At 62.7% G+C, this 25,278-nt stretch carries 24 protein-coding genes; 20 read left to right on the forward strand and 4 right to left on the reverse strand.

Annotation, left to right across the window (positions count from 1 at the left end):
• The 7 genes from AS156_RS36305 to AS156_RS36340 all read left to right on the forward strand — a co-directional run.
• Positions 1 to 1,752 (forward strand): nitric oxide reductase activation protein NorD (locus AS156_RS36305; protein WP_082747938.1); only part of this gene is annotated, 1,752 nt, incomplete at its 5' end.
• 465 nt (positions 1,753 to 2,217) lie between these two features.
• A complete protein-coding gene (locus AS156_RS36315) occupies positions 2,218 to 3,018 on the forward strand; it encodes an energy-coupling factor ABC transporter ATP-binding protein (RefSeq protein WP_082747939.1) in 801 nt (266 codons plus the stop codon).
• The gene (locus AS156_RS36320) at positions 3,015 to 3,638 is read left to right on the forward strand and encodes an energy-coupling factor transporter transmembrane component T family protein (RefSeq protein WP_066514490.1); all 624 of its coding nucleotides are present in this window, start codon (positions 3,015 to 3,017) and stop codon (positions 3,636 to 3,638) included. The genes AS156_RS36315 and AS156_RS36320 overlap by 4 nt, the downstream gene beginning before the upstream one ends.
• Positions 3,638 to 4,192: a biotin transporter BioY gene (locus AS156_RS36325; RefSeq protein ID WP_066514492.1), complete on the forward strand. Its 555-nt coding sequence runs from the start codon at positions 3,638 to 3,640 to the stop codon at positions 4,190 to 4,192. The genes AS156_RS36320 and AS156_RS36325 overlap by 1 nt, the downstream gene beginning before the upstream one ends.
• Positions 4,193 to 4,248: 56 nt before the next feature.
• Positions 4,249 to 5,676, forward strand: a complete 1,428-nt coding sequence (locus AS156_RS36330) for an AMP-binding protein (RefSeq protein ID WP_245313221.1) — start codon at positions 4,249 to 4,251, stop codon at positions 5,674 to 5,676.
• On the forward strand, positions 5,673 to 6,806 hold the full coding sequence (locus tag AS156_RS36335) for a thiolase family protein (RefSeq protein WP_066514501.1): 1,134 nt from the start codon (positions 5,673 to 5,675) through the stop codon (positions 6,804 to 6,806). The genes AS156_RS36330 and AS156_RS36335 overlap by 4 nt, the downstream gene beginning before the upstream one ends.
• Before the next feature lie 4 nt (positions 6,807 to 6,810).
• On the forward strand, positions 6,811 to 7,290 hold the full coding sequence (locus AS156_RS36340) for a MaoC/PaaZ C-terminal domain-containing protein (protein WP_066514503.1): 480 nt from the start codon (positions 6,811 to 6,813) through the stop codon (positions 7,288 to 7,290).
• 137 nt (positions 7,291 to 7,427) lie between these two features.
• Here the strand turns inward: AS156_RS36340 and AS156_RS36345 are convergent, their stop codons facing one another.
• Complete coding sequence (locus AS156_RS36345; RefSeq protein WP_245313231.1) at positions 7,428 to 8,630, reverse strand: ABC transporter substrate-binding protein; 1,203 nt, start codon at positions 8,628 to 8,630, stop codon at positions 7,428 to 7,430.
• A 51-nt stretch (positions 8,631 to 8,681) separates the two neighbouring features.
• Positions 8,682 to 9,821, reverse strand: coding sequence for an acyl-CoA dehydrogenase family protein (locus AS156_RS36350; protein WP_066514508.1), 1,140 nt, complete (start codon positions 9,819 to 9,821; stop codon positions 8,682 to 8,684).
• Positions 9,822 to 9,841: 20 nt separating this feature from the next.
• Between AS156_RS36350 and AS156_RS36355 the strand changes: the two genes are divergently transcribed.
• The 5 genes from AS156_RS36355 (at position 9,842) to AS156_RS36370 (ending at position 15,092) form a co-directional block, all read left to right on the forward strand.
• Positions 9,842 to 10,768, forward strand: a complete 927-nt coding sequence (locus AS156_RS36355) for a FadR/GntR family transcriptional regulator (RefSeq protein ID WP_136626610.1) — start codon at positions 9,842 to 9,844, stop codon at positions 10,766 to 10,768.
• A gap of 57 nt (positions 10,769 to 10,825) precedes the next feature.
• Positions 10,826 to 11,635, forward strand: coding sequence for an enoyl-CoA hydratase/isomerase family protein (locus tag AS156_RS36360; RefSeq protein ID WP_245313222.1), 810 nt, complete (start codon positions 10,826 to 10,828; stop codon positions 11,633 to 11,635).
• Positions 11,636 to 11,892: 257 nt separating this feature from the next.
• Positions 11,893 to 13,884 (forward strand): acyl-CoA dehydrogenase family protein, encoded by a 1,992-nt coding sequence (locus AS156_RS36365; protein WP_245313223.1) that lies wholly within the window; start codon positions 11,893 to 11,895, stop codon positions 13,882 to 13,884.
• A 72-nt stretch (positions 13,885 to 13,956) separates the two neighbouring features.
• Positions 13,957 to 14,164 (forward strand): CoA transferase (locus AS156_RS45355; protein WP_283807964.1); only part of this gene is annotated, 208 nt, incomplete at its 3' end.
• 49 nt (positions 14,165 to 14,213) lie between these two features.
• Positions 14,214 to 15,092 carry a CaiB/BaiF CoA transferase family protein gene (locus AS156_RS36370; protein WP_283807965.1) on the forward strand — a complete coding sequence of 293 codons (879 nt, stop codon included), beginning with the start codon at positions 14,214 to 14,216 and terminating at the stop codon, positions 15,090 to 15,092.
• A gap of 29 nt (positions 15,093 to 15,121) precedes the next feature.
• Here AS156_RS36370 and AS156_RS36375 read toward each other — a convergent pair whose 3' ends face one another.
• Complete coding sequence (locus tag AS156_RS36375) at positions 15,122 to 15,613, reverse strand: MarR family winged helix-turn-helix transcriptional regulator (RefSeq protein WP_066514512.1); 492 nt, start codon at positions 15,611 to 15,613, stop codon at positions 15,122 to 15,124.
• 179 nt (positions 15,614 to 15,792) lie between these two features.
• On the opposite strand from AS156_RS36375, the gene AS156_RS36380 reads away from it, so the two are divergent.
• Genes AS156_RS36380 through AS156_RS36395 form a run of 4 tightly spaced genes read left to right on the forward strand, consistent with a single transcriptional unit; the run spans position 15,793 to position 19,767 of the window.
• Positions 15,793 to 16,131 (forward strand): hypothetical protein, encoded by a 339-nt coding sequence (locus tag AS156_RS36380; protein WP_245313225.1) that lies wholly within the window; start codon positions 15,793 to 15,795, stop codon positions 16,129 to 16,131.
• 38 nt (positions 16,132 to 16,169) lie between these two features.
• Positions 16,170 to 17,486, forward strand: coding sequence for a Rieske 2Fe-2S domain-containing protein (locus tag AS156_RS36385; RefSeq protein WP_066514515.1), 1,317 nt, complete (start codon positions 16,170 to 16,172; stop codon positions 17,484 to 17,486).
• The gene (locus tag AS156_RS36390; RefSeq protein ID WP_066514518.1) at positions 17,483 to 18,451 is read left to right on the forward strand and encodes a PDR/VanB family oxidoreductase; all 969 of its coding nucleotides are present in this window, start codon (positions 17,483 to 17,485) and stop codon (positions 18,449 to 18,451) included. Before AS156_RS36385 ends, AS156_RS36390 begins: the two co-directional genes overlap by 4 nt.
• Entirely contained in the window at positions 18,406 to 19,767 is a 1,362-nt protein-coding gene (locus tag AS156_RS36395; RefSeq protein ID WP_347336663.1) for a CaiB/BaiF CoA transferase family protein, read from the forward strand. The genes AS156_RS36390 and AS156_RS36395 overlap by 46 nt, the downstream gene beginning before the upstream one ends.
• A gap of 77 nt (positions 19,768 to 19,844) precedes the next feature.
• Here the strand turns inward: AS156_RS36395 and AS156_RS36400 are convergent, their stop codons facing one another.
• Positions 19,845 to 20,501, reverse strand: a complete 657-nt coding sequence (locus AS156_RS36400; protein WP_066514520.1) for a GntR family transcriptional regulator — start codon at positions 20,499 to 20,501, stop codon at positions 19,845 to 19,847.
• A 51-nt stretch (positions 20,502 to 20,552) separates the two neighbouring features.
• On the opposite strand from AS156_RS36400, the gene AS156_RS36405 reads away from it, so the two are divergent.
• The 4 genes from AS156_RS36405 to AS156_RS45360 all read left to right on the forward strand — a co-directional run.
• Positions 20,553 to 21,719, forward strand: a complete 1,167-nt coding sequence (locus AS156_RS36405) for an ABC transporter substrate-binding protein (protein ID WP_245313226.1) — start codon at positions 20,553 to 20,555, stop codon at positions 21,717 to 21,719.
• Positions 21,709 to 23,448 carry an ABC transporter permease gene (locus AS156_RS36410; RefSeq protein ID WP_066514525.1) on the forward strand — a complete coding sequence of 580 codons (1,740 nt, stop codon included), beginning with the start codon at positions 21,709 to 21,711 and terminating at the stop codon, positions 23,446 to 23,448. Before AS156_RS36405 ends, AS156_RS36410 begins: the two co-directional genes overlap by 11 nt.
• Positions 23,441 to 24,535: an ABC transporter ATP-binding protein gene (locus AS156_RS36415; protein ID WP_066514529.1), complete on the forward strand. Its 1,095-nt coding sequence runs from the start codon at positions 23,441 to 23,443 to the stop codon at positions 24,533 to 24,535. Before AS156_RS36410 ends, AS156_RS36415 begins: the two co-directional genes overlap by 8 nt.
• Positions 24,528 to 25,278, forward strand: a 751-nt coding sequence (locus tag AS156_RS45360; RefSeq protein WP_245313227.1) for a CaiB/BaiF CoA transferase family protein, incomplete at its 3' end; no start/stop codon positions are given. The genes AS156_RS36415 and AS156_RS45360, both read left to right, overlap by 8 nt.

Genomic DNA, 25,278 nt, shown 5'->3' on the forward strand with positions numbered 1-25,278 from the left:
CGACGAGCCTATTTCGCGCTCGACGATGCGCTCTCGGCACGATTGTTTGGGCTTGGCCGATCGGGTGATGATTTCGCGCGGCTGGAAAGGCGCCTCGCGGCGACCATGGTCGCCTTGTGGAACAAGAAGCCGCGCTTCCGCAAGCTTGCGATTGCGCCGACGCCGCCGGTGCCGCGGCGAACGTCGCTCGCAGCCGGTCTCGTCGGCTTGCCGGAGGCCTTTCCCGGTTTCGAAGGCGAGCGTGCCGATGCGATCTATCTCGCCGCACTGGCGCATGCCGGAGCGCATTTTTCTCATTCCGTCGTTCGCTTTCCGGTCGGCCGACTGAAAGCGCTGCAGCTCGCGTTGGTCTCGCTGATCGAGGACGCCAGGGTTGAGGCGCTGGCGCTGCGAGAGATGCCCGGCCTCCACCGGCTGTGGCTGCCATTCCACACCGCGGCGCCATCCGGCCAGGCAACCGCGGTCGGGCTGATGATGCGGCTGGCGCGGGCGCTGATCGATCCCGACTATGAGGATTCGGATACCTGGGTGTCAAAGGGCCGGACGCTGTTTGCCGCCCAGTCCGAACGTTGGACAGATCCCTCGATCAGTCGCGAGATCGGCGGACTGCTCGGCAACGACATCGGCCAGATGCGGCTGCAGTTCAATGCCAAGAGCTATGTCGTCGAGCCCGCCTATCGCGATGACAACCTCGCGTTGTGGGATTTCGGCGATCAGTCGGACGCTCCGGCGGAGACGATCGAGCTGGCGGTCGATGCCGTGCGCATCGAGCGGCGCGACGATGCGGAGGGCCATTCGACCGATGACACCGCAAAGCCCGATGAGACGTTACGCGCTCGGGCGAGTGCGGTGACACTGCTGGATGGGCTCCCGGTGGCGAGCTATCCGGAATGGGACTACGCCGCCGGCACCGAGCGGATGGACTGGACCACCATCCTCGAAGCGGATGCCATCGCTTCTTCGAAGCTTTTCGATCTCCCGATCGATAATGATGCGATGCGTAGGATCACGCGGTTGACGTGTGATGCCTCGATCGGCCGTCGCCTTCGCTATAAGGGCCAACGCGACGGAGACGTACTCGACATCGACGCCGCGATCGCGCTGACCGTGGAGCGGCGCTCCGGCTATGTCAGCGAGCCCAGGGTCTATCAGCGCGATGCGCCAGGGCCCCGCGATCTCGCCGTTCTGTTGCTTCTGGACCTGTCGCAATCGACCGCAGATCGCGATCGTTCCGGCCGAACCGTTCTCGATGTCGAGTGCAAGGCGGCCGCGATCATGACGGCGGCGGTTGAGGCCGCCAGTGACGCGATCGCGATCCACGGCTTCAATTCCGACGGACGCGAACGCGTGCGCTATTTGCGCATCAAGGGCTTTGACGAACCGATGGACGCAGTGGTGCGTTCTCGCCTTGCCGGGCTCGGCAGCAGCCATTCGACGCGGCTTGGTGCGGCGTTGCGGCATGCGGGCGGTTACCTTGCTGAGCGCCGCGCATTCCGCAAGGTACTGCTGGTGCTCACCGATGGTGAGCCCTCTGACATCGACGTGCCGGATCCGCGGTATCTGGCCGAAGACGCACGCCGTGCAGTCCAGCAGCTGCGGCGGCGTGGCATGGACATCTTCGCATTTGGCATCGGCGACAGCGGGCTTCCCCAGCTGGGCCGCATTTTCGGCGAGCGCTATGCGTTGCGCGTGCCTCATATCGAGGTGCTGCCGCAGCGGGTGATGCAGCTTTACACGGAACTGAAGAAGTAGGTGGCGGCCGGTATGGGAGCGTCTCCGTACGTTGGGCGTTTCGCAGATGAGCCCATCTGCGCTTGGTCACTTGGCACCGAAACAGCGTACCGGATCCAGTCCGTCACGTTACGTCTACGCACCAGCAGGAAGTCGTTCTCAACTGGCACCCTCACGCGCTGGTCAACGTGCTGGCCTCGTATTCCCAACTTGAGCCGGGCGAGTTCATCCGCCAGACCGGATCCGCCCTGACCATCCATATGATCGGGCTCGAGGTCATGTGCCGTCTCTGACGGCGGTCGAATGTCACGGCATGTGTGCTGTGATCTCTAATGTTTCCGTTCTCCGGTACCGACAGGCCGGGCAGGCCGGTCATTTGCTCGGGTCTGTCACTCATTCGACGGGTGGAGTTTTCGGCTGGCACGGGCTACTGGTGTCGGAGTTCCCGTCTGCGGCGGGAGGTCCGGGCTTAAGAGCGGCCGAATAATGGGATTCCTTGATATTTTGCGGCCAAATCGTGGCGCCGTCGTCCAGCAGGATAGGGGCGGCGGGCCGCTCCGTGCGACAACGGCCATCGGACTCGTTTTCAATTGCGTTTACCTCGCTCGGGGTGGCGGCCGGTTTTTCGACGATCTGTCGCTCGACTTGCGTGAGCGGCGAATTGGCTTGGTCGGTGACAATGGATCGGGCAAGAGCACGTTGTTACGCCTTGCCAATGGCCTGCTGCTGCCCGAACGCGGCGAGGTGATCGCCAACGGTCGTCACACGACGCAGGCGGGCAGGGGGCTGCACGCCGATGTCGGATTCGTATTCCAGAATCCAGACCATCAAATCATCTTCCCGACGGTCGGCGAAGAAGTTGCCTTCGGCCTGATCGAGGGCGGCCAGACTGCGGCTCAGGCCAGAGCGGCGGCGGGCGATCTGCTGGCCAGTCATGGTTGCGCCGGCTGGATTGATCGCGCCATCCGCGACCTGTCGGAAGGGCAGAAGCAACTGGTCTGCATTCTGGCAATCCTCGCCACGGAGCCGAAGATACTGCTGCTCGACGAACCATTTTCCAGTCTCGATCTGCCCACGCGGCTGTCGCTGTCGGCGCGGCTTGCGCGGTTGCCGCAGCAGATCGTGATGGCAAGTCATGACCTCGATTTGTTGCACGATTTCGATCGGGTGATCTGGCTGGAGAAGGGACAGGTGAGGGCCGACGGCGTGCCTTCGCAGGTGCTTCCGGACTACCGGGCGCATGCCGCCGCTCGGGGCGCGTTGATGCTGGAGAGCGGCACGGCATGATGGGCGGGTACCTGTCCCGCGTAACGTGGCTGCATCGGCTTCCAGCGGGTCTCAAGCTCTTCACGGTCGCGGGCATGAGCATCGCGTTATTGCCGATCCAGGATTGGCGGATCCTCGCGCTTTGTCTCGCGGTCGTCGTCGGCGTGTATGGGGCGCTCGGCCGCGATGCCGTGCGGCGGCTCAGCCTGTTGAAGCCGCTTGTTCCGTTACTCGCGATCATCGGTGGTTTGCAGGGCTTGTCCAGCCGGTGGGACGAAGGGGCGAGCGTCGTGCTGCGGCTCCTGGTCATGGTGCTTGTCGCGGACTTGGTCACGATGACGACGACGATGTCCGCGTTAATGGAAGCCGTCGAGCCGCTGTTTCGGCTGCTTGGCCCACTGGGAGTCAACTCCCGAAAGATCGCGCTGTCGGTCGCGCTGGTGCTGCGTTTCATCCCCGTGCTGCTGGCCAACTGGCACGCGCGCGAGGAGGCATGGCGGACGCGGTCGCGACGGCGCGTTCCGCTCCGCATTGTCGTTCTCTTCCTGATCGAGACACTGCGACTTGCGGACCACGTCGCCGACGCGCTCGATGCGCGCGGCTACGGTCGTGCTGGTCGTCAACCCAAAGGATCACGTTGATGGGCTCTCGCGCCATTACTCGAATCTCGCTCCTTGCCGCCATGATCGCGGTGCTGGGCCTGCTGCCGACGTTTCATCTCCCCTTGGCCGGCGGCGTGCCGATCACCGCCCAGACGCTTGGTGTGATGCTTGCTGGCATCGTGCTGGGTCCGCGCCAGGGCGCGCTTTCCGTGATGCTGCTTCTTCTCGTCGTGGCGCTTGGTGCGCCGCTGCTGGCGGGTGGCCGAGGTGGACTCGGCGTGTTCTTCGCTCCTTCGACAGGTTTCCTGCTGGGCTGGATCCCGGGTGCGTTCGTCACCGGTGTCGTCATGCAGCGTCTCACCAAAGTGCCGGTGTTTGCCGCAGCACTCGCAGCCGCAGCTGCTGGTGGAATCGTTGTTGTCTATGGTTGCGGCATCGTCGGTCTCATGATCGTGGCCCACATGGGGGCATTGCAGGCGATGCTGGCCACGTCGGTGTTCCTGCCGGGCGATCTCGTGAAGGTGATTGCATCAGCGTTCCTGGCCAGGGGCGCCGAACAGGCCTATCCCGCTGCGCTCGGTTATCGTTCGTGAGCATCACAGCGCCGCTGTCGCATCACGCCGCGCGGACACCAGACCGCGTCGCGCTGGTGTTCGAGGAGCAGCGGATATCCTGGCGACATCTCAACCACGAGATCAATCGGCTCGCGGGCTTTATCGTTGCAGCGACCCCGCAGGGAGGCGGTGTCGCGTTGCATCTGCCGACCGGCCCCGCGCTTGCGCTTCTCTTTCTCGCCGCGGCGCGCGCGGGGCGCGAGGCGCAGGTGCTGGATCCGGATTGGCCGCCCGAGATGACGCGCGCGATCCTGGCGCAGTTGTCACCTGCTTTGCTCGTCAGCTTCGACGCGCAGTTCGCTGGAAACGGGGCGATCATTCTGGCCGATGCCCTGTCGTCCTTCGCCCACGTGGCGTCGGCGGTCGGCGCTTCGGTTGACGTAATCCCGGCGTCAGAGCCGGACGATCTCGCGCCGTTCTACGTGGGCTTTACCTCCGGATCGACCGGCCTTCCCAAGGGCTATCGCCGTCATCATCGATCGTGGACCGAGAGCTTCCGTCATGATGTAAACGAGTTCGGAATAACCGCGGAAGACGTGATCGTTGCGCCGGGAACGCTCACTCACTCGCTTTTCCTCTACGCACTCGTCCATGGACTCAATGTCGGGGCCCGCGTCATTATTTGCCGAAAGTTCCGGCCCGACACTGTCGTGCGCCTGATCGAAGGCGAGGGGGCTACCGTGCTCTACGCCGTGCCGACGCAGTTCCAAATGATCGTCAAGGCGGCGGGCAGCGCTTCGCTCGCCTCCATGCGCTGGGCCTTGTCATCGGGAGCCAAATTGCCGGCAGAGCAGCGCCAGCCGTTGCAGCGGCTGTTTCCAAACGCTCGTATCGCTGAATTCTACGGTGCTTCGGAGACGAGCTTCATGACGGTCGCGAAAGCCGACGAGGGCAGTCCGGAAACCTCGGTCGGCCGGGCGTTCTCGGGCGCCGTGGTGACGATCCGGGATCGGGCCGGCCGCTCCTTGCGGGCGGGAAAGACAGGTTATGTCTTCGTCGAGAGTCCGTTCCTGTTCATGAACTACGCCTGCGGAGAGGCGTCCGACCTGCTGCGCCAGGGCGGGGCCATGTCGGTCGGCGACATCGGCTTCCTCGATCCCGAGGGTTTTCTGCACCTGGTCGGCCGAGCCAGCCGAAAGATCGTGACATCAGGAAAGAACGTCTACCCCGAGGAGATCGAGCGGGTACTCGAGCGTCACCCGGCGATAGCGGCTGCCGCTGTGCTCGGAGCGCCCGATGCCAGCCGTGGCGAGCGGTTGATCGCGCTGGTGCACACGCGCCTTGATGCGACCGTTGCTGCCCCGGAACTCATTGCTCATCTGCGCGCCGCATTGCCACTGTATAAAGTGCCGCGCGTCTATGCGAGCGTGTCGGAATGGCCTCTGACGCGCTCGGGGAAGACCGACTTCGACCGGCTGCGTCAGGCCTGGACTACCGGCACGATTGCGCGGAGATCGCTATGAGTGCGGCTTTCATCGTTGCCGCGCGCCGCACGGGGGTCGTGCCTCGTGGCGGCGTCTTTGCGAGGCTGGAAGCTATCGACCTGGCCGAAGCATCCATTGGCGCAGTGCTCGACGACACCAGTTTTCCACCGTCCGATGTGGACGAGGTAATCCTCGGCAATGCGCTCTATGGCGGCGGCAACCCAGCACGTGTCGCGGCACTGAAGGCCGGGTTGCCTGCAGAGGTACCGGCAAGCACGATCGATACCCAGTGCTGCGCGGGCCTCGATGCCATCCTGCTGGCGGCGGCGCGCATCAAGGCTGGAGAGGCGGATGCAATCGTCGCGGGCGGTGTCGAAAGCTTTAGCCGTAGTCCGATCCGCGCGCGCCGTCCGCTCATTCCGGGTGAGGTCGCGCAGCCCTACGACAGGCCGCCGTTCACGCCGTGGCCCGAACGGGATCTCGACATGATCCCTGCCGCCGCGATGCTTGCTGCGGAGCGGGATATCTCGCGCGCCGACCAGGAGGCGTTCGCGATCGAGAGCCACCGCAAGGCCCTCGCACGCGGCGTCCCGGCGCAGGAATTCGTCTCCGTCGATGGCCATGCCGGAGATCCCTTTGCCCGCCGCCTCACCCCGGCCCTCTGTGCACGGCTTCCTGTTCTCGCGGGAAACGCAACCCATGGCGTGACCGCCGCAACCGTCGCGGTCGAGGCCGATGCGGCTGCTGCGGTGCTGCTGGTGTCTGAGCGAGCGCTCGCGTCCGTACGGTCCTCCGCCCGCGTGATCAGGATCGCTGGTGCCGGGCGGAGCGGCGGTGATCCCAGCCGTCCCGGATTGGCGCCGATCGAGGCATCGCGCGCGGCCATGCATCACGCAGGAATATCCGCGTCCGCACTTTCCGTCGCCGAAATCATGGAGGCCTTCGCGGTTCAGGCGATGGCGTGCATCCAAGCGCTCGGTCTTGACCCCACTCTCGTCAATCCCGGCGGCGGCGCCCTGGCGCGGGGGCACCCGATCGGAGCATCCGGGGCGATCGTCGCGGTGCGCGCCTGGCAGGAGTTGCAGAGAATGAATGCGGGCGCGACCGGCCTTGCGGCGATCGCAGCGGCGGGCGGGCTTGGCTCCGCTGTGCTGCTTCGCGTGGAGTAGGCCAATGCCGCTCCAGGTCGATCGCCCAGCCGACCTCGCTACGTTCGTCGGCGTCGAGCTGCAGAGCGAAACATTCTCGCTGACACAATCCGACGTCGATCGTTTCGTCGCGCTCAGCGGCGATCGTCAGTGGATTCACTCCGATGTCGAGCGAGCCAAGACGGAGCTGCCGGCAGGCCGTACGATTGTGCCCGGCAATTTGCTATTGGTGCAGTTACCGCGCCTCCTGCAGGAGGCTTATGGCGTTACGCACTTCGAGAAATGTCTGGTTGCGGAATATCGTCATGTCCGTTTCAAGCATGCCGTCGGGACGGATGTTCCGCTGTTCCTGCAAGCAGAGTTCTTGTCGGTGACGCCGACACGCAACTTTGTTCGCGTCGAAACGGCCTGTGCGATCAATTTCGTCGAGAGCCAGAAAGCTGCACTGACGGCTACGGTGGTCGATCTCTTCTATGACACGCGCCGAATTCCGGAGGGCAAGTAAGCGAAGCTGGCCACGGTGATGTGCGTGGGCACGGCAACGCGCAGCTGGAGGATCTGCGTTGGGCCGTCGACGGTAGCTGCGTCGACTTGGCAGGCTCTGGTGGGCGAGAGCCTTGTGCGCGGCTCTCGCCCACGCTCTCAGTCAGCCGACAGCGGCTCACCGGTCAAGGACCAGCTCGCTCCGTCAAACGTCGCAATCCGCAAGGTCTTGAATGGCGTGTAATCGCCGGGGCTGGTGCTGATCGAGACGCCCGGAAGCATCATCGGCAGCCGTTCGCCCTGGAGCGAAGTTGCCTGCTTGATCAGGTTCTCCCGGGTGAGTTGATCACCACATTTGCGCAGGGCCTGCGTCACGGCATGAACGTTCATGTAGGCGACCAGCACGGAATAGTCGTCCGGATTCGCCGACGGGGCATACTTCTTGAGGAAATCCTTGTAGGCCTTGACTTCGTCGTCATTGGCCCAGGCTGGATCGCCGGGCTGCTTGAGGAACTGTGTCGTCACCAGTCCCTTGGACGCCTCAAGTCCCGCCGGTTTCAGGATCGTCTCGACCGATGCCGTCGAGCCGCCGATCACGTGCAACGGCTTCCAGTTCAGTTCGTAGACCTTGCGGATTGATTGCGCCGCGGCCTTGGAGGATGACTGCTCGATCAGGGTGTCTACGCCGGCGGCCTTCAGCTGGACGATCTGTGAATCGATCGTGGGATCGGCAAGCTCATAGGATGCCTCGGCGATGATTTGCGACGCCTTGGCGCCGAGACCAGCGCGGAGGCCCTTGACGTAATCCTTGCCATAATCGTCGTTTTGATAGAGCACGCCGATTTTCGCGTCAGGCTTTGCCTTGAGTATATATTTGGCGACAACCCGGCCTTCGGTCTCGAAGTCAGGATAGAGCGGGATCGTCCACGGGAACGTCTTTGGGTCGTTGAAGCGGCGGCCACCAGCGGTGATGAAGAGCTGCGGCACCTGCTTGGCGTTCAAGAATTTCTGAATCGCAACGTTGGGGGCGGTGCCGATGGTGCCGACTTCAGCCAGCACGCCGACATCCTCGATGAGCTTTCGGGTCTGCTCGACCGCTTTAGGTGCGCTGTACGCATTGTCGAGCTGCGTGAAGCTGATCTTGCGGCCGTTGATCCCGCCTTGCGCGTTCAGCATCTCGAAATACCCGACGACAGCGCGCCCTGCGCCTGCGCCGAACGCGGAAGCGGGGCCGCTCAAGGGCGTCGATTGACCGAGCTTGATTTCGGTATCGTTGGCACCGGGGCTGTAGGCTTTCTGGGCAAGAGCAGGCGCCGCCAGCAGGGCGGACAGCGCGACGGCTGACAACGCCCGTTTGATGATGTGGTTCAAGATGGTTTCCTCCGAAACTTGGTTTTTATGAAAATGGGTCTGCTAGCGCAGCAACTCGCGGGCAATAACCATTCGCTGGATTTGGTTGGTACCCTCGAAAATCTGGGTCAGCTTGGCATCGCGCATCATGCGCTCGACAGGGTAGTCCATGGTGTAGCCGTAGCCGCCGAAGATCTGCACGGCGTCGGTCGTCACCCTCATGGCCATGTCGCTGCCGACGCATTTGGCCATGCTGGCCAGCACGTTCAGGCGTTTCCAATCGCCGGCGTCTCCTGCGCGGGCGCATTCGTAGACGAGCGCCCGCGCGGCCTCGATCTGCATGGCCATGTCGGCCAGCATGAACTGCACGCCCTGGAATTCGGAGATCGGCTGCTTGAACTGCTTCCGTTCTTTCGCATAGGCAATGCACGCATCAAGCGCGCCCTGTGCCAGTCCAACGGATTGTGCGCCGATGGTGGGGCGATTGAGATCGAGCGCACGCATCGACGCCCAGAAACCCTTGCCTTCCTCGCCGACAAGATTTTCTGCCGGGACCCGGACATTGTCGAAGAAGATCGGCGTATTGGGAGCGCCGCGAAATCCCATCTTGCGCTCGTGGCGGCCGAATGAAATGCCCGGCATCGTCTTCGGCTCGATGATAAAGGCGCTGATTCCATCCGCGCCGGTGCCGTCGCTGGTCCGTGCCATCACCACGATGTAGTCGGCGACGACGCCGTAGCTGCACCATTGCTTGCGGCCGTTGAGGACGTAGGAATCGCCGTCGCGACGGGCGCGGGTGTTGATCGCTGCGACATCGGAACCCGCCTGCGGCTCGGAGATTGCGATCGCCGTGACGATGCCGCCCTGGGCGATGATCGGCAGGTATTTCTGACGTTGTTCTTCCGAGCCGAAGTGAAGCAGCGGCATGATGAACATGGTGTTGAGCGCAGCGATCGACGCGCAGGCGGGCGAGACCTTCGAGATCTCCTCGCGGGCAATGCAGGCCATGGTCAGATTGCCGTTCGGGCCGCCATAGCGCTCCGGCACCCAGAGCTGCATCAGCCCCATTTCGCCAAACAGCTTCACCAGTTCGAGCGGAAACCGATCCGTTTCATCGATCTCGGCGGCGATCGGCGTCACGTGCTTGGCGACCATCTTTCGAACATTGTCGCGGAACGCGACCTGCTCCTCGGAAAAACTCATGCGGACTCCCGGTCGTTTCTTTGCTGAAAGTCAAAAAAGGGACTTCCATTGAATGGGTGATCCATTTAATAATCCATCCCATGAACACCAAGTCAAGCCCCCGGACGCCGTCGCGTCCCCGGACCGCTTCGCCGAACCGGCGGGAGCGGGCTTCCGATCAACGCGCCACCGGCGCGGTGGCTGCGCCGACCTTCAAGCCGATCCACACCAGGCGAACGTTCGAGGAAATCTGCGAGCGCATTCGCGAGCAATTGGCGCTCGGCATCCTCAAGCCGGGCGATAAATTGCCTCCCGAGCGCGATCTGGCGCAGCAGCTCGGCGTGAGCCGCAATGTGCTGCGGGAGGCGTTACGCAGCCTCGAGATGGCAGGCGTGCTGCGACTGCAGAAAGGCGTCAAGGGTGGGGCCTTCATCCAGGAGGGCGACACCCGCCGCATGAACGAGGTCATGCGGGACATGCTGAGCCTTGGGACGATTTCAGTGCGGGAGTTGTCGGAAGCGCGTGTCCACGTGCTGGATCTCGTGGTTCAGCTCGCGTGCGCGAACGCGCGGCGAGCTGACCTCGACGCGCTGGAAGCCAATATCGAACGCACGGAACTAGCAACCAGGGAAGGCCGGCTGCTCGATCGGGTCGAATGCTCGCGTGAATTCTACAAACTTCTTGCAGCGTCGACGGGCAACAAGGTGATCGCCATGATCGTGGATTCGGTCACCGAGATCCACATGCGCTTCGTCTACGCCAAGGTGGCATCGAGCGGCGTTGCGATGGCGCGGCTGGCGGAGAAGCGAAGGCAGTTCCTGTCAGCCCTGAGCGAGAGGAACGTGGCCCTGGCGAGCCGGTTGCTGCGGTCGCACCTGGAATCCGTGCAGCGAATGCTGGAGCAGGATCCGGGGGCCATGTCACTTCATGTCGCATTGGCGGACGTGCAACCGGGAATGCGTCGGTAGCACGTGCCGGCCAGCGCGCAAACGAACACTCACACAGCGATAACATCGGAGGTAAACGTGTCCAACTACGCCAAGTACGAATGTCTGAAGGTCGAAGTGTCGGACAAGGTCGCAACGGTGACCTTGAACCGCCCGCAGGCGCGCAACGCCATCAATCAGAAGCTGATCCGCGAGTTGCGAACCATCTGGGACGATCTCGCCGATGATCACGCCGTCAATGTCGTGGTGCTGACCGGTTCCGGCGATTTCTTCAGCGTCGGTGGCGACGTCAAGGCGATGTCCGAGCGGCCTGGCGGTGACGTCTTGGAAGAGGGCGAGGTGCACGACCCCATGATCAGCCGGCGCGCCGTCACCCGACAGCTTGAGCTCGACAAGCCGATCATTGCCGCGATCAACGGCGACGCCATCGGCCTGGCAGCGACCCATGCGCTGCTGTGCGACATCACGGTCATGGCGGAGGACGCGCGAATCGGCGACACGCATGTGTCGCGCGTCGGCCTTGTTGCCGGCGACGGCGGCACCGTGATCTGGCCGCTGCTTGTCGGCGTCAACAAGGCGAAGGAGTTCCTGATCCGCGGGACGCTGTTGAAGGGACATGAAGCGGAGCGGATTGGCCTGGTCAATCACATCGCTCCGCGTGCGGAAGTACTGGCAAAGGCCCGCGAGATCGCGCTCGAGCTCGCCAACGGTCCGAGCTGGGCGATCCGATGGACCAAGCTTTCCATCAACCAGATCCTCAAGGACCGCGTGAACATGCTGCTGGAAGCCTCGATGGCGCTCGAGCAGGTCACGTTCGAGACTGCGGATCACAAGGAGGCGACCATGTCTTTCAAGGAGAAGCGAAAGCCGAGGTTCGGTCAGGGCTAGTGCGTCCCATGGGTGCGATGGATCTCCCATCCGACGACGTCAGGGAGATGCTCATGGATTCCCTGCGCGGCTTTCTCGGCGAGCAGTGGAGCGCCGATTGCGTGCGCCATGGGCCGTCTCCGGAAGAGGTCGCCGCGATATGGACCAAGCTGGTCGGGCAGGGGATTGCTGCTCTCGGCAGCGATCCCGGTCAAGGTGGGCTCCGAGAAGTCGCGCTCGTGCTTGCCGAGCTCGGCCGCGCGGCGTGTCCGGCCCCGATGTGGGCCGCGGCGCTTGCCAATTTCGCGCTCTCGACGTCGAGCTCAGAGGCTGCATCGGATCTGCTGGACAGGCTGCACAGCGGCGCGGCCCGGGTTGCTTTCTCGTTCGGGAGGCTCGATCCTGATCCCGGTGCCGGAGCGCTCCAGATTGCGGGGGATGTTGCGACCGGAACGCTTCGCTTTGTCGAGGGAGCGGGAAGCTGCACGCATCTGCTCGTCGCGACCGACCCGGCTGAGCTCGCGCTCGTCGAGCTGGATGCTGCAGGCGTCGATGTCGCGTCAACCCGTGCGATGGGGGCATGGGGGCTCTACGAGGTCCGGCTGAGCTCGACGCCCGCGGCTCTCATTTCCCTCGGAGCTGGCGTCCTCGACGATCTTCTGATCAAGGCAAGACTGGCGCTGGTTGCACGGGCGCATGGTGCCGCGAGCCGTGCGTTCGAGCTCGTGACCGAATATGCCAGGGAGCGTCGGCAATTCGGGCAGCCGATTGGAAAGTTTCAGGCAGTCCAGCACAAGCTCGCGAACGGCTTGATCGCGTTGGAAGGCGTACGCCTGATTCTCGATCATGCGACCATGCTGCACGACCTGGACAATGGGGATTGGAGGTACTTCGCAAACTGCGCCGTGGCGTTTGCTGGCGATGCCCTGCGGCGGGTCTCACTTGAAACGCACCACGCCTTCGGCGCCATCGGCTATGCCGACGAACATGAGGCGCCACTGCATTTCAAGCGCGTGCATCTCGATACGATCGCGCTGGGCGGATCGACTTGTGCGAAGCGGGCAGTGGCATCGCGCTTGCTGGATCCTGGCAGTTCGGGCCTGCCCGAATACGACCTCGGTCCCGCCGGTAACGAGCTGCGCGAGCAGGTCAGACGATGGATCGCGGAAAACTGGTCCGGAGACCGCAAAGCCGAGTTTGATAGCAGGCCGTTCTCCAAGCGGGAGTTTGATGCCGGTTTCGCGCTCGATATTGGCAAAACGGGTTGGATCGGTCTTGGCTGGCCTGGCGAGTTCGGTGGCCAGGCGCGCTCACCACTGGAGCAGATCGCTTTCATGGAGGTGATAGAGCGAGGCGAGGCGCCGCGGATTGGTGCAGCGATTCAGGCCAACGCGCTGATGATGTTCGGCACCCCAGAACAGCAGCGGACATATCTGCCGGAAATCCTCCGTGGCGAGGCCATGCACGGTATGGGCTACAGCGAACCGCAAGCTGGCTCCGATCTCGCGGCGCTCAAGACCAGCGCGGTTCGGGATGGGGACCATTGGGTGATCAACGGGCAGAAGATCTGGACCACCACCTGGTGGGGAAAATACATGTTCCTCGCTGCGCGGACGAACAAGGATGCCGTGCCGCCTCACGCCGGCATCAGCATGTTCATTGTTCCGATGAATACTCCAGGCGTAGCCATCCGGCCGTCGAGCACCATGTACGACGGTACCTTCGCGAACATCTTCTACGACAATGTCCGCATTCCAGCCGAAAACCTGGTCGGGGAAGTCAATGGCGGCTGGAAAGTGCTGACCGGCGCACTCGCATTTGAGCGCGGACTGGTCGGTGGCGGTATCGTCCTGAAGGTCGCGCATGCCTTCGAGCAGCTACGCTCGCATGTGATCGCAAGGAGCGACGACCGTCCTGCGTTGGCTGGGGATCCGATGGTTCGGGACCGAATGGCTACGCTCGCTAGCGAGATCGAGGTTGGCCGTCTCCTGATGATGCATTGCGCCGATCTCGCAGCCGACGGGATGACGCCGCCAGAGTATGGCGCGATCAGCAAGGTGTTCTCCGGCGAGCTTATGGAGCGCTTCGGCGAGGCCGCGCTCGAAATCCTTGGGATGCGCGCCACGCTGTCGGAGCAGATGCCGGGCGCGATCGATAATGGCCGGTTCGAGCAGAACCTGCGGCATTCGCTGATGTGGGTCATCAGCATCGGGACAAACGAAATTCAGCGCAGCCTGATCGCCCAGCGGGCCCTCGGGCTGCCCAGGTAGGAGGATCGCATGCAGGAGCAGGAGATGGGGAGGGCGCCGCTCGCGGGCATGCGTGTTCTCGACTTTTCGATTATGCTGGCGGGCCCCTATTGCGCACGGCTGCTGGCGGACGTCGGCGCCGACGTCGTCAAGATCGAGCCGCCGGAAGGCGACGACATGCGATTGCGGACGCCGATACGCGACGGCCACAGCGCCTATTTCGGCCAGCTCAACGCCGGCAAACGAAGCCTGGCCCTGGATCTGAAGAACGCCGACGCCATCAATCTGGTGCATCGGCTGGNCTGGTCAAGGAAACGGACATCGTCGTCGAGAACTTCCGTCCCGGCGTGATGGATCGGCTCGGTCTCGGCTACGAGGCGTTGCGAGCGATCAATCCACGCCTGATCTATTGCTCGATTTCGGGCTATGGCCAATCGGGACCCTCCACGGAGCGTGCGGCCTACGCCATGATCGTGCATGCCGAGAGCGGGTTCGATCGATCGCTGATGCGCTATGCCGGAGATCGGGACCGGCCGGCGGCTGGAGCGATCTTTGTTGCGGATGTGCTGGGCGGCATCTTTGGCTACTCGGCGATCCAGACGGCGCTGGTCCAGCGCGAGCGAACCGGCAAAGGTCAGCGCATTGATGTTGCCTTGATGGACTGCATGCTCAACCTGCTCGTTTATGAATTGCAGGAGGCTCAATTTCCCGTCCACTCGCCACGACCGACATACGGTCCGGTGCATGCGCGCGACGGCGATATCCTGATCGCGCCGGTCACGCCGCGCAATTTTGCCGCTCTTTGCGAGGTGACAGGCCAGGAGGAACTGGCGAACGATCCGCGTTTCACGACAATACCCGCGCGGGGCGCGAACTGGACCGCCATGATGCAGGTGATCGAGAAGTGGACCGAGCGACATACCGTCGCCGAATGCATCGCCGCGCTCGATCGTGCAGGCGTCCCCTGTGCGGAATACCGCGACCCCGGCGCGGCTCTGAGTGACCCGCATCTGCTGCAGCGTGGCGCCTTCGCGGCGATTGCCGATCGCGCGGGAGAGTTCTTCGGGGTCAATGCTCCCTGGAAAATGTCGGAGGCGCAAACATCGATGGGACGCGAAGTACCGGACATTGGCGCGCACAGGAACGAGATCCTGTCGCGAACGCTTGGCCTTTCGTCCGACGCAATCGCAAGCCTGACCAAGACGGGGGCCTTCGGAAGGGTGACATAGGGTCCTTGCGACAATTTCGGTCGCCGGCCTCAATCTTCGATCGGTGACAGAGGCGAAGCCTTGGCGATCGCGAGCATGCATTTCAGAAAATGCGCGCGGTCCTCCTTGCGCAAGGGCGCCAGCATGATGTTCTGCAATTCAGCGGCGGCGGGAACAACCGCGAGCAGGGCTTCTTCGCCCTTGGCCGTGATCTGCACCTGGATCGACCGCCGGTCCTCCGAATTGCTCTTCTTTGAGACCAGCCTGCGAGCCGTCATCCGCTTGAGCATCTCGCTCATCGTGTTGCGGTCGCAACTGATGCGTTCGGCAAGCACGGACTGCGTGAGCGGGCCGAGCTGATATAGCGCCATCAGCACTCCGAATTGCCGGGGTGTGACGTCGCTCTGGCCCGTCACGGCCTGGTAGAGCTCGTCGTAGCGAGCTTCCAGCAGCCGCAGGAGAAATCCGACGCCGCCTTCGAGCTGCCAGTTGTGCGCGATTTCGGCGGCGGAATTTGCCTTCGTTCCCTTGTCGGCCGACATGCTCTCGTTGATCCTGCCCTGCCGTCTCGAAACCTCGTCTTAGCCGTTAACAGCTTGGCGATGCTGCCTCAACCCCGTTGGAGGAGATGAAGCGAGGTTCACCATCACGAGCACGCATTCTAGAGTAGTTGCCAGTCGAGGATCAATGTAGTACGTATACGTATCAATGACTGAGCGGCTTGGAAGATGTCGTCAGGGAGGCTGATTTGGATCTGCGCGAGCTGTTGTCGATCCCCTATCTGCTCGAGGCCGAGGCTGTCGAGACCGGCGCCGGACGATGGCTGGTGCGCCTCGCTTACCCCGAGCTTCCCGACTGCACGGCGGAAGGACTCGTCGTCGAAGAAGTTCTGCAAGCACTGGAGCGGCGACGGGTCGAACTGATCGTGGACCTGTTCGAGCAGGGCAAGGAGCCGCCAATACCCCGCCCGCCACTCGCAGGCGCCGATCCGCTCTGGGCCATCCGTGCGCTGGCGTTGCCGGAACGCATAGCCGTCATCCTCGAAGGTGCTGCCAGATAAGGTCAAAGGGAAACGCAGGATTCAAAGGAGGACCAGTCATGCTCTCGCGCGAAGACAATGAACGTTTGGTCAGGGTCGGGAAGGGGACACCTCTTGGTGAGCTGTTCCGCCTGTACTGGATTCCGTTCCTGCCGTCGGCTGACCTCACCAATGATGGCCAGCCCAGGCGAATTCGCCTGCTCGGCGAGGATCTGGTTGCCTTCAGGGACTCCGAGGGCCGCGTCGGATTGGTCGATCAGGCTTGCCCGCATCGGGGGGCTCCGCTGGTCTTCGGGCGCAACGAGGATTGCGGGTTGCGATGCGTTTATCACGGCTGGAAGTTCGATGTGACCGGCGCGGTCACGGATATGCCGGCAGAGCCGGTGCGCAGCCGCCTCAAGGAGCGCGTGCGGATCAAGGCCTATCCCTGCCGCGAACGCAATGGAATGCTGTGGACCTACATGGGGCCTGACGCCGATCCACCGCCATTGCCGAATCTGGAATGGAATCTTGTCGGACCGGAACAGGTGCATGTTTCCGTCCGGGTCCAGGAATGCAACTGGTTGCAGGCCGTCGAGGGCGAAATCGACTCGGCCCATGCGCCGCTGTTGCACGGTCGGCTGGATGCGAAAGGCACGACGAGCGCCTGGATCCAGAAGCGTGACCTTCGCCCGACCTTCGAATGCATCAAGCAGGATTTCGGGATGAGCATCGCCGCGCGGCGGAGCTACGATGCCAACACGCTGTACTGGCGCGTCAATCAGTTCCTGCTGCCGTTCTATACGCTAGTCCCGCCGCTGTCGCCGTTTCCGGATCTGAGCGGGCATGCATGGGTGCCAATCGATGACGAGAACACGCTCTGCATCATGTTCTCCTATCATCCCTCCGAGCCGTTACTGCCCAAGACGCGACAGATCTTTGCAGAAGGGCACAACGGCCGTGAAAGCGGCCACGCCAGCCGGCATGCGCTGATCCAGCATCCAGTGACGGTGCCGTATGCCGGCTACTGGACGAAGTACAACCCGCAGAACGGATTTCAATTTGACTACCAGTCGCAGGAGACGACGTGGTTCTCCGGCCTGCCGGGGCTCTGGGTGCAGGACGGCGCGTGCCAGAGCGGCGTGTCGCCGATCTTCGATCGCACCAAGGAGAATCTCTGTTCGAGCGACACCGGCATCGCGATGACGAGGCGGATGCTGCTCGAGGCTCTCGGCACCTATCGCGACCACGGCACAAGGCCCAGGGGCGTAACGGATCCCGACGTCTTCATGGTCAGAGCGGTGTCGCTGCGATTGCCGCCGGAGGATTCCTGGGTCGATGTCGGCGCCCCGTTCATGCGGGCAAAGCTCGGTGCTGATTTCGGGTATGAGCTGTGAACGATCAGGACACCGAGAGCACCATCCAGGTCCGCGTCAAGCGGATCACATACGAGGCCGAGACGGTCAATTCGTACGAGCTGGTGCGTCCGTGCGGTGGAGATCTCCCTCGCTTTACCGCCGGCGGACACATCGACCTCCATTTGCCGAACGGCTTGATCCGCAGCTACTCCCTCACCAACGATCAACGCGAGCGGCATCGCTACGTGATTGCAGTGAACAAGGACGCAGCCAGCCGAGGCGGCTCGGCGTTCATTCACGAGCGCGTGCGGGTCGGTGACATCGTCACGCTGTCGCAGCCCCGGAACAATTTTGCCCTGCATGAAAATGCCGACAATTCGATCCTGATTGCGGGCGGGATCGGAATCACACCGCTTCTGTCGATGATCCGTCGCCTCGAAGCGCTGGGCCGTCCCTGGCGGCTAGTCTACGCCGCGAGGAATCGCCTCGCGGCCGCGTTTCTCGATGAAGTCAACGCGCTTAGGTCCAAGGCACAGTCGAATGTCCAGATCGATTTCGACGACGAGCGATCCGGCCGCGTCTTCGATCTGCCTGATGTCGTCAGGCGCGCGCCGCTCGGCGCGCATCTCTATTGCTGCGGACCGTTGCCCATGCTCGAGGCCTTTAAGCGTGCTACCGCCGATCGTTCCGTTGATCGCGTACATGTGGAGTATTTTCAAGCCGATGCCGCGATTGAAGGTGGCTTCGACGTCAGGCTGGCGCGAAGCAACCGTACTGTTCCCGTCGAGGCCGGCAAGACGATCCTGAATGCACTGCTCGATGCCGGCACTGCGGTCAACTACTCCTGCATGGACGGGATCTGCGGCACCTGCGAGACGCGCGTGCTCGATGGCGTGCCGGACCATCGCGATCACTTCCTGAGCAAAGACGAGCAGGCCGCCAACAAGACGATCATGATTTGCTGTTCCGGAGCCAAGTCCCGCACGCTGGTCCTGGATCTCTAAAGTCGCAAGCAGAAGCAGGGGAAACAATGATGTTGGATCGGATCGAAACTGAATTCCCTGAATACACGCCCCGTCCGGTCGACGCACCGAAGGCGCTCGAAGGCATCCGGGTGGTCGATTTCTCGCACTTCATCGCCGGACCATTTGCCACCATGATCCTGGCCGACATGGGCGCCGAGGTCATCAAGATTGAGGCCCCGGCCCGCGGTGATGACCTTCGCCGCTATCCTCCCGTTCATCCGGATCTCAAGCACGGCGCGCCGTTTCTCTGGACGAACCGCAACAAGCGCAGCGTCGCCCTCGACCTGAAATCGTCGGAAGGTGTCAAGATCGCGCGCGAATTGATCGCCACCGCGGATGTCGTCGTTGAGAACTTCTCGACCGGCGTCATGGAGCGGCTGGGTCTTGGCTATGAACACTGCAAGGCGGTCAGGCCGGAGATCATCTACTGCTCGGTGTCGGCCTATGGTCGCGACGGCGTGTTCGCGGATCGGCTTGGCTTCGACCCGATCGCGCAGGTCGAAAGCGGCTTCGTGTCGATGAATGGCTACGCCGACCGTGAGGGGGTGCGCGCGCTCTCACCGGTCATGGACATCAGCACCGCGATGATGGCCTGCAACGCGATTCTCGGCGCATTGGTGGCGCGCGAACGCGGCGGCACCGGACAGGCGATTGAAGTGTCCTTATTCGACAATGCTGTGCTGATGACCGGCTACGCGACGCTGCAGCACCTGTTCAGTGGGACCAACCCGCAGCGGCACGGCAACACCAGCCCGGATACCTGTCCTTCCGGAGTGTTCCAGGCCAGCGACTGCACCTTTTACATCAACTGCGGCAACGACAAGATCTTTCAGCGGTTGATGTCGCAAGTCATCGGCAGGGCCGATCTGGCGGCGGCGGATATCTATGCAACGGGGCCTGATCGAATCCGCAGACGCGATGAATTGTTTGCGATCCTTGGCGAGGCATTCGCGCGCGAGCCTTGGTCGCACTGGCAGTCGCTCATGCGGACTGCAGGCGTCCCATGCGGGCAGGTGCGGACGGTCGGGGAGGCGATCCGATCCCCGGAAGCGCGGGAGCGGCGCCTCGTGACCCGGATTCCGCACGATGAGGTCGGCTGGATTCCAAACGTCGCGCTGCCCATCCGCTATTCGTGCACGCCGATCGTGGATCCGGTCGCCGCGCCTGCCGTCGGTCAAGATACTGCCGATGTGCTGCGTGAACGGCTCGGCTATGATGATGATCAACTGATGCGGCTTGCCGCGGCTGCCGCGTTCGGAGTTCATCCTGTCAAAGCGCCGACGGATGCAAAGTAGCTCCAAGAAGGGTACGTCGGGAAGGACGGCAGACCTCAAACCTCCCCATGTGAACACCGAAGTCGACTTCGAACGCTTCAGGGATATGGACTAGTCGCGTTTGGGGTCGGATAGTTGGCGCCTGACTCTTCGATATGGCGGCGCACAGCGGCAACAAACGCGTTGACGTCGCGTGCCTCGATCGCGGCAACGATGTCGACATGATGTGCAGCGCTCCTTTGGAGATCGGCATGCGAAGGCCATAGGGCGATCGGGCCCGGCCTGGCGCGGTTGCGAATTTCGACGACCAATTGCGAAAGCGAATGGTTCGGCGCATGGCGGTAGATTTCGTCGTGAAAGGCCGCATTCGTGTTGGCCTGGTCTGCTCTGCTGCCGTGTGCGACGGCGTCCTCGAACGCCATCTGAGCGGCCTTGATCTTTTCGAGTTCGGCCGAGCCAATATGTGGCAGAGCCTGCGTCGCGGCCTCGACTTCCAGCAACATGCGGATGGCCAGGATCTCGCGGACGACGGTCAGGTCCGGCTCGATGACGCGGTATCCGCGGTTGGCGACGTGGGTCACCATGCCCCGCGCGGCGAGTTCGGTGAGCGCGCTGCGCACGTCAAAGCGCTTCGCGGCAAACGTTTCCTCAAGGTCAATCTGGCGCAACCATTCACCTGGGCGATAGTCGCCTTGCAGGATCGCAGCTGCGATCTCCGCGACCAGAAGCCGCTTGTGCTCCTTCCGGACTTTCATGGTTGCCTCGCTCCTACAAACGCTTGACAGCAGCACGTTCTTTCGCACAAATTGGCGCCAATAAATGCGTATAACAATAAATGTAGGGAAAACAAAGGGATGTCTGGCATTGATCGTAGAAGCTTGATGCTGTCTGTGGTGGGAGCGGCCATAGGCATTCCGAGTGACCGCGCTCAGGCAGCACCAACTGGCTATCCAGACAATTATCGGCAGATCATCGCCGATGCCGAGCGCGAAGGAAGTTTGCTGATCTACTCGATCATGTCGCCGGAGAACTGGCGACCCGTGATCGAAGGTTTCAACAAACTCTATCCCAAGATCAAGATCGAGACGCTGGATCTCCCGGCTTCACGGGAAAGCTTCGAGCGCTATCTGGCTGAGCGCAGCACCAACAGCCGGACCTGCGATCTCATTGCTACGGCCGACCCCGGTGGATGGATCGATTTTCAGAAGCGAGGCGAAATCCTCGAATACGTCTCGCCTGAGTCCAAGGCGTGGCCGGACTGGTCCAAGCCGTTTCCCGGGGTCTACACCGTCTCCTCGGATCCCATGGCGTTGATCTGGAACAACAGCCTCGTGCCTGAAGCGAAGAGGCCGAAGACGCTCGCCGACTTCGTGGCGCTTGCGACCGCCAACGAGCGGGCCTGGCGAAACCGCATCACCAGCTATGGCGTGCATCAGACGACCTTCGGCTACGGCATCAACTATGCGTTCGTGAAGAAGCACGGCGAGAAGGCGTGGGATTGGTTTGCTCAACTGGCCAAGCTGACACCTCGCTTCGAGCGTTCCGGCGGGCCGATGACGGAAAAGGTCACGTCCGGTGAATACACCATGGGTTGGTTCGTCTCGGCCATTACCTTTTGGCCGCGTCTCAATGATCCGGCGCGGGCACGTATCCTCGGTTGGTCTTTCATCGAAGACGGCCAGCCGGTGGTGCTGCGCGGCGTGGCGATCCCGAAGGGCTCACGCAACATCAACGCCGCCAAGTTGATGATCGACTACATCATATCCGAAGACGGCCAGCGTGCCTTCGGGCGCGGTGGGCTGACGCCGGCGCGCCCCGGCATCAAGCCGGGGGACGGGATCCGTCACACCTACTCGTCGATTGCCGAGGCGGTTGGCGAGCAGAACATTTGCTATATCGGTTATGACCCGGACGCCGTGCGGGACTATGACGCCTTCGTGGCGCGTTGGAAGAAAACTTTCAATGTCGCCTGACGCCAGCAGCGTGCTTGCATCGGCAACCGCCGATGCACTGCCGAAACCTCTGCCCAGTCGCGACACCGCCATCCAGTACGGCATGGCGCTGCTGACCGTTGTCTTGGTCGCAGCACCTCTCGTTCCTGTCCTCTATCAATCGTTGCTGGATCGCGCCCTCTACGATTCCGGGCAGCAGTTCACGCTGAGCAACTTCGGTCGGCTGTTCCGAACCGAAGGCTTCGGCCTGGTCATCTGGAACACGCTCGTCTTCGCCACGCTGACCACCGTGGTTTCGCAGACGCTCGGCACCCTTGCTGCCGTCCTGTTCGGCCGCACCGACATGCCGGGTGCGCGGCTCTTCGGCGAACTCTTTCTGTGGCCGGTCTATCTCTCGGCGCTGGTGCTGTCGTTTGGCTGGTACACGATCTACGGGCCGGCAGGCTATCTGACGCTATTGATGCAGACCTTGTTCGACGGCGCGCCGTGGAATTTGTATTCCCTGCCGGGCATGGCTGTCATCGCGGGCGTGTCCCAGGCGCCGGTTGCCTACATCTATTGCATGTCGTCGGCGTCGATCACCGACCCGACACTCGAGGAAGCCGCACGCGTCGCCGGCGCCGGCACCTTCAGAACGCTATGGAAGATAACGCTGCCGCTGTTGCTGCCGGCGATCGCCTACAGCGCCGTGCTGAATTTCACGGTGGGCCTCGAGCTGCTCGCCATTCCGCTGGTCTTCGGCGACCCGGCCGGCATTACGGTCTTGACGACCTTTCTCTACAACAACGGCGTGGCATCAGCCCGACCCGATCACGGGCTGGTGGCGACCGCTGCGGTATTGATGCTTGGCGCTGTTTGCGTTCTGGTCTGGCTCCAGGGCCGATTGCTTGGCAACACCAGACGCTTTGTGACCCTTGGCGGCAAGGCGACGCGCCCGCGACCGTTTCGCCTCAACCGGCTGCGTTGGCCACTGTGTCTTGCTTCCGTCGTCTATCTCCTGGCTACGGTGATTGCGCCGATTGGCGCGCTGGTCTTGCGCTCCTTCACCAGTCTGCTCTCGCCGATGGTGCCGCTGGCCGATGTGCTGACGCTGGGCAACTTCGCCAGCATGCTCGAATACCCGGTCTATCCGCGCTCGATCTGGAATTCCTTCATCGTCAGTGCCCTCGGCGGCGCGCTGGCAACGGCATTGATCGGGCTGATCGCCATCATTGTGCTGCGCTCCGATTTTCGCTGGCGCACGCCGTTGCACTATGTCGCGTTGTTTCCTCGCGCCGTTCCGGGCGTCGTCGCCGGCATAGGGTTCTTCTACGCATTCGCGCTAGTGCCTGGTCTTGGCGGTTTGCGGAACACGATCTGGATCCTGATCGTCGCCTTCACCATGCACTATATCCCGGTGGGGCTTGGTGCGGTGGCGCCGATGCTGATGCAGATGAGTCCGGACTTCGACCGTGCGGCACGCGTTCAGGGAGCTGACTGGTGGACCGTCAGCCGGCGTATCGTGCTTCCCCTGCTGCGGCCGGCCTTGGTCGCGTGCTTCATCATTCTCTTCATCACCTTCTTCAAGGAATATACGACCGCGATTTTCCTGTTCGCGCCTGGCAGCGAGGTAATCGGAACAACGCTGCTTCAGGCCTGGACACAGGGAGAAGTCGGCCTGGTCTCCGCACTGGCGACGCTGCAGATCCTGGTGATCGGCGTTTGTGTGACGGTCGCGCGCGCGATGTTCGGAGTGAAGCTCTATGGCTGAGTTGGTGATTGAGCACCTGCACAAGCGGTTCGGTCCGGTTCGCGCGATCGACGATATCAACATCCATGTGGCTGACGGGGAGTTCGTCACGCTTCTAGGACCTTCGGGCTGCGGGAAGTCGACGACTCTCGGCGCAATTGCCGGCCTGGACCAGCCGACAGCTGGGCGTATCCGCGTCGGGAACAAGATCTATTTTGACGGTGAGAAGGGTGTCTTCCTGCCGCCGGAGGCGCGCAACTGTGGATTGGTGTTCCAGAGCTACGCGCTGTGGCCGCATATGACCGTCTACAACAACGTGGTTTTTCCGCTGAAGCTGCGAAAAGTCCCAGCGGCCGATTGCAAGCGGCGGGTGGAAGAAGCGCTGGCCCTCGTCGAGATGGAACGCTTTCAGGACCGCTATCCACATCAGCTCTCGGGCGGGCAGCAGCAACGCGTCGCGTTGGCGCGCACGCTGGTCTATCAGCCCGAAATCCTGTTGCTGGACGAACCTCTGTCGAACCTGGACGCCAAGTTGCGCGATCGTGCCCGCACCTGGCTTGCCGAATTGCGTACACGTCTTGGCCTCACGACCATCTACGTGACGCATGACCAGGTCGAGGCTCTTGCCCTCTCCGATCGCATCGTGGTCATGAACGGGGGGCGTATCAGTCAGATTGGTACGCCACAGGATATCTATGCGCGACCGGCCGACAGTTTTGTCGCTGACTTTATCGGCACGACAAATTTCCTGACTGGCGCTGTCGCTGAAGCACCTCAAGCAAATGGACGAACTCTTGTGACGCTCGCCGACGGTCAGCGTGTCACGCTGCAGTCCGAGCGCCGCCCGGCGCCGGGGGACAAGGTCACATTCGCATATCGGCCCGAGCAGATGCGGCTCGCGAGCGACAATGACAACGCGACCGAAGGCTCGATCGTCGAGGCGGCGGTCGTCAGCCATTCCTACATCGGCGGCCGCTGGCAAATCGGACTCGATGTCGGCGGCAACCAGATCCGCATTGAGACCCAGGACGCGGCCACCGACCGCCGGTTGCGCCTATGGCTTCCCCTTGCCGGCGGCATTCTGTTTACAGATCGGACCCATGCCTAACCCTACTGATGCCGCACAACCCACCGCCGGGCTGCCGCGCGCCGACTACACGCCCGGAGCCCGCGGTCCGCTGACCGGCCTTCGTGTGATCGATCTCTCCCGATTGGTCGCCGGCAATTTGCTGACGCAGCACCTTGCGGACTTTGGTGCCGACGTCATCAAGGTCGAACCGCGGGAAGGCGATACGTTGCGCGGCTGGCGCACCAAGAACGTCGAGACGAACTGGAAGGTCCATTCGCGCAACAAGCGCAGTCTCTGCATCGAGTTCCGTCACGACAAGGCGGTAGCGCTGATCCGCAAGCTGGTCCCGGGTGCCGCGATGCTGATCGAAAGCTTTCGGCCCGGAACGCTGGAGCAGATGGGAATTCCCCCGGAGGAGTTGCTGCGGCTCGAACCCAAGCTCGTCATCGTCCGCATCTCGGGATGGGGACAGACCGGCCCGTACCACCGGCGCCCGGGCTTCGGCACGCTGGTCGAAGGCTTCTCGGGATTCGCCGAAATGAACGGCTTTCCCGATCGCGAGCCTGTGCTGCCGCCGATGTATCTGGCCGACTCCTTGTCGGGCCTCACCGGTGCGTTTGCTGCAATGGCGGCGTTGCGCGAGGTCGAGGTCAATGGCGGTCGCGGCCAGGTGCTGGACTTGCCGTTGCTCGATCCGATCGTCAATTCGCTGGGGCCGCAAGCGGCGAATTACCGCCTCACCGGCAAGGTCAAACCGCGCAGCGGCAGCCGCTCGAGTGGCT

This window comes from Bradyrhizobium macuxiense (assembly GCF_001542415.1).
In the GTDB taxonomy this organism is placed as follows: Bacteria; Pseudomonadota; Alphaproteobacteria; order Rhizobiales; family Xanthobacteraceae; genus Bradyrhizobium; species Bradyrhizobium macuxiense.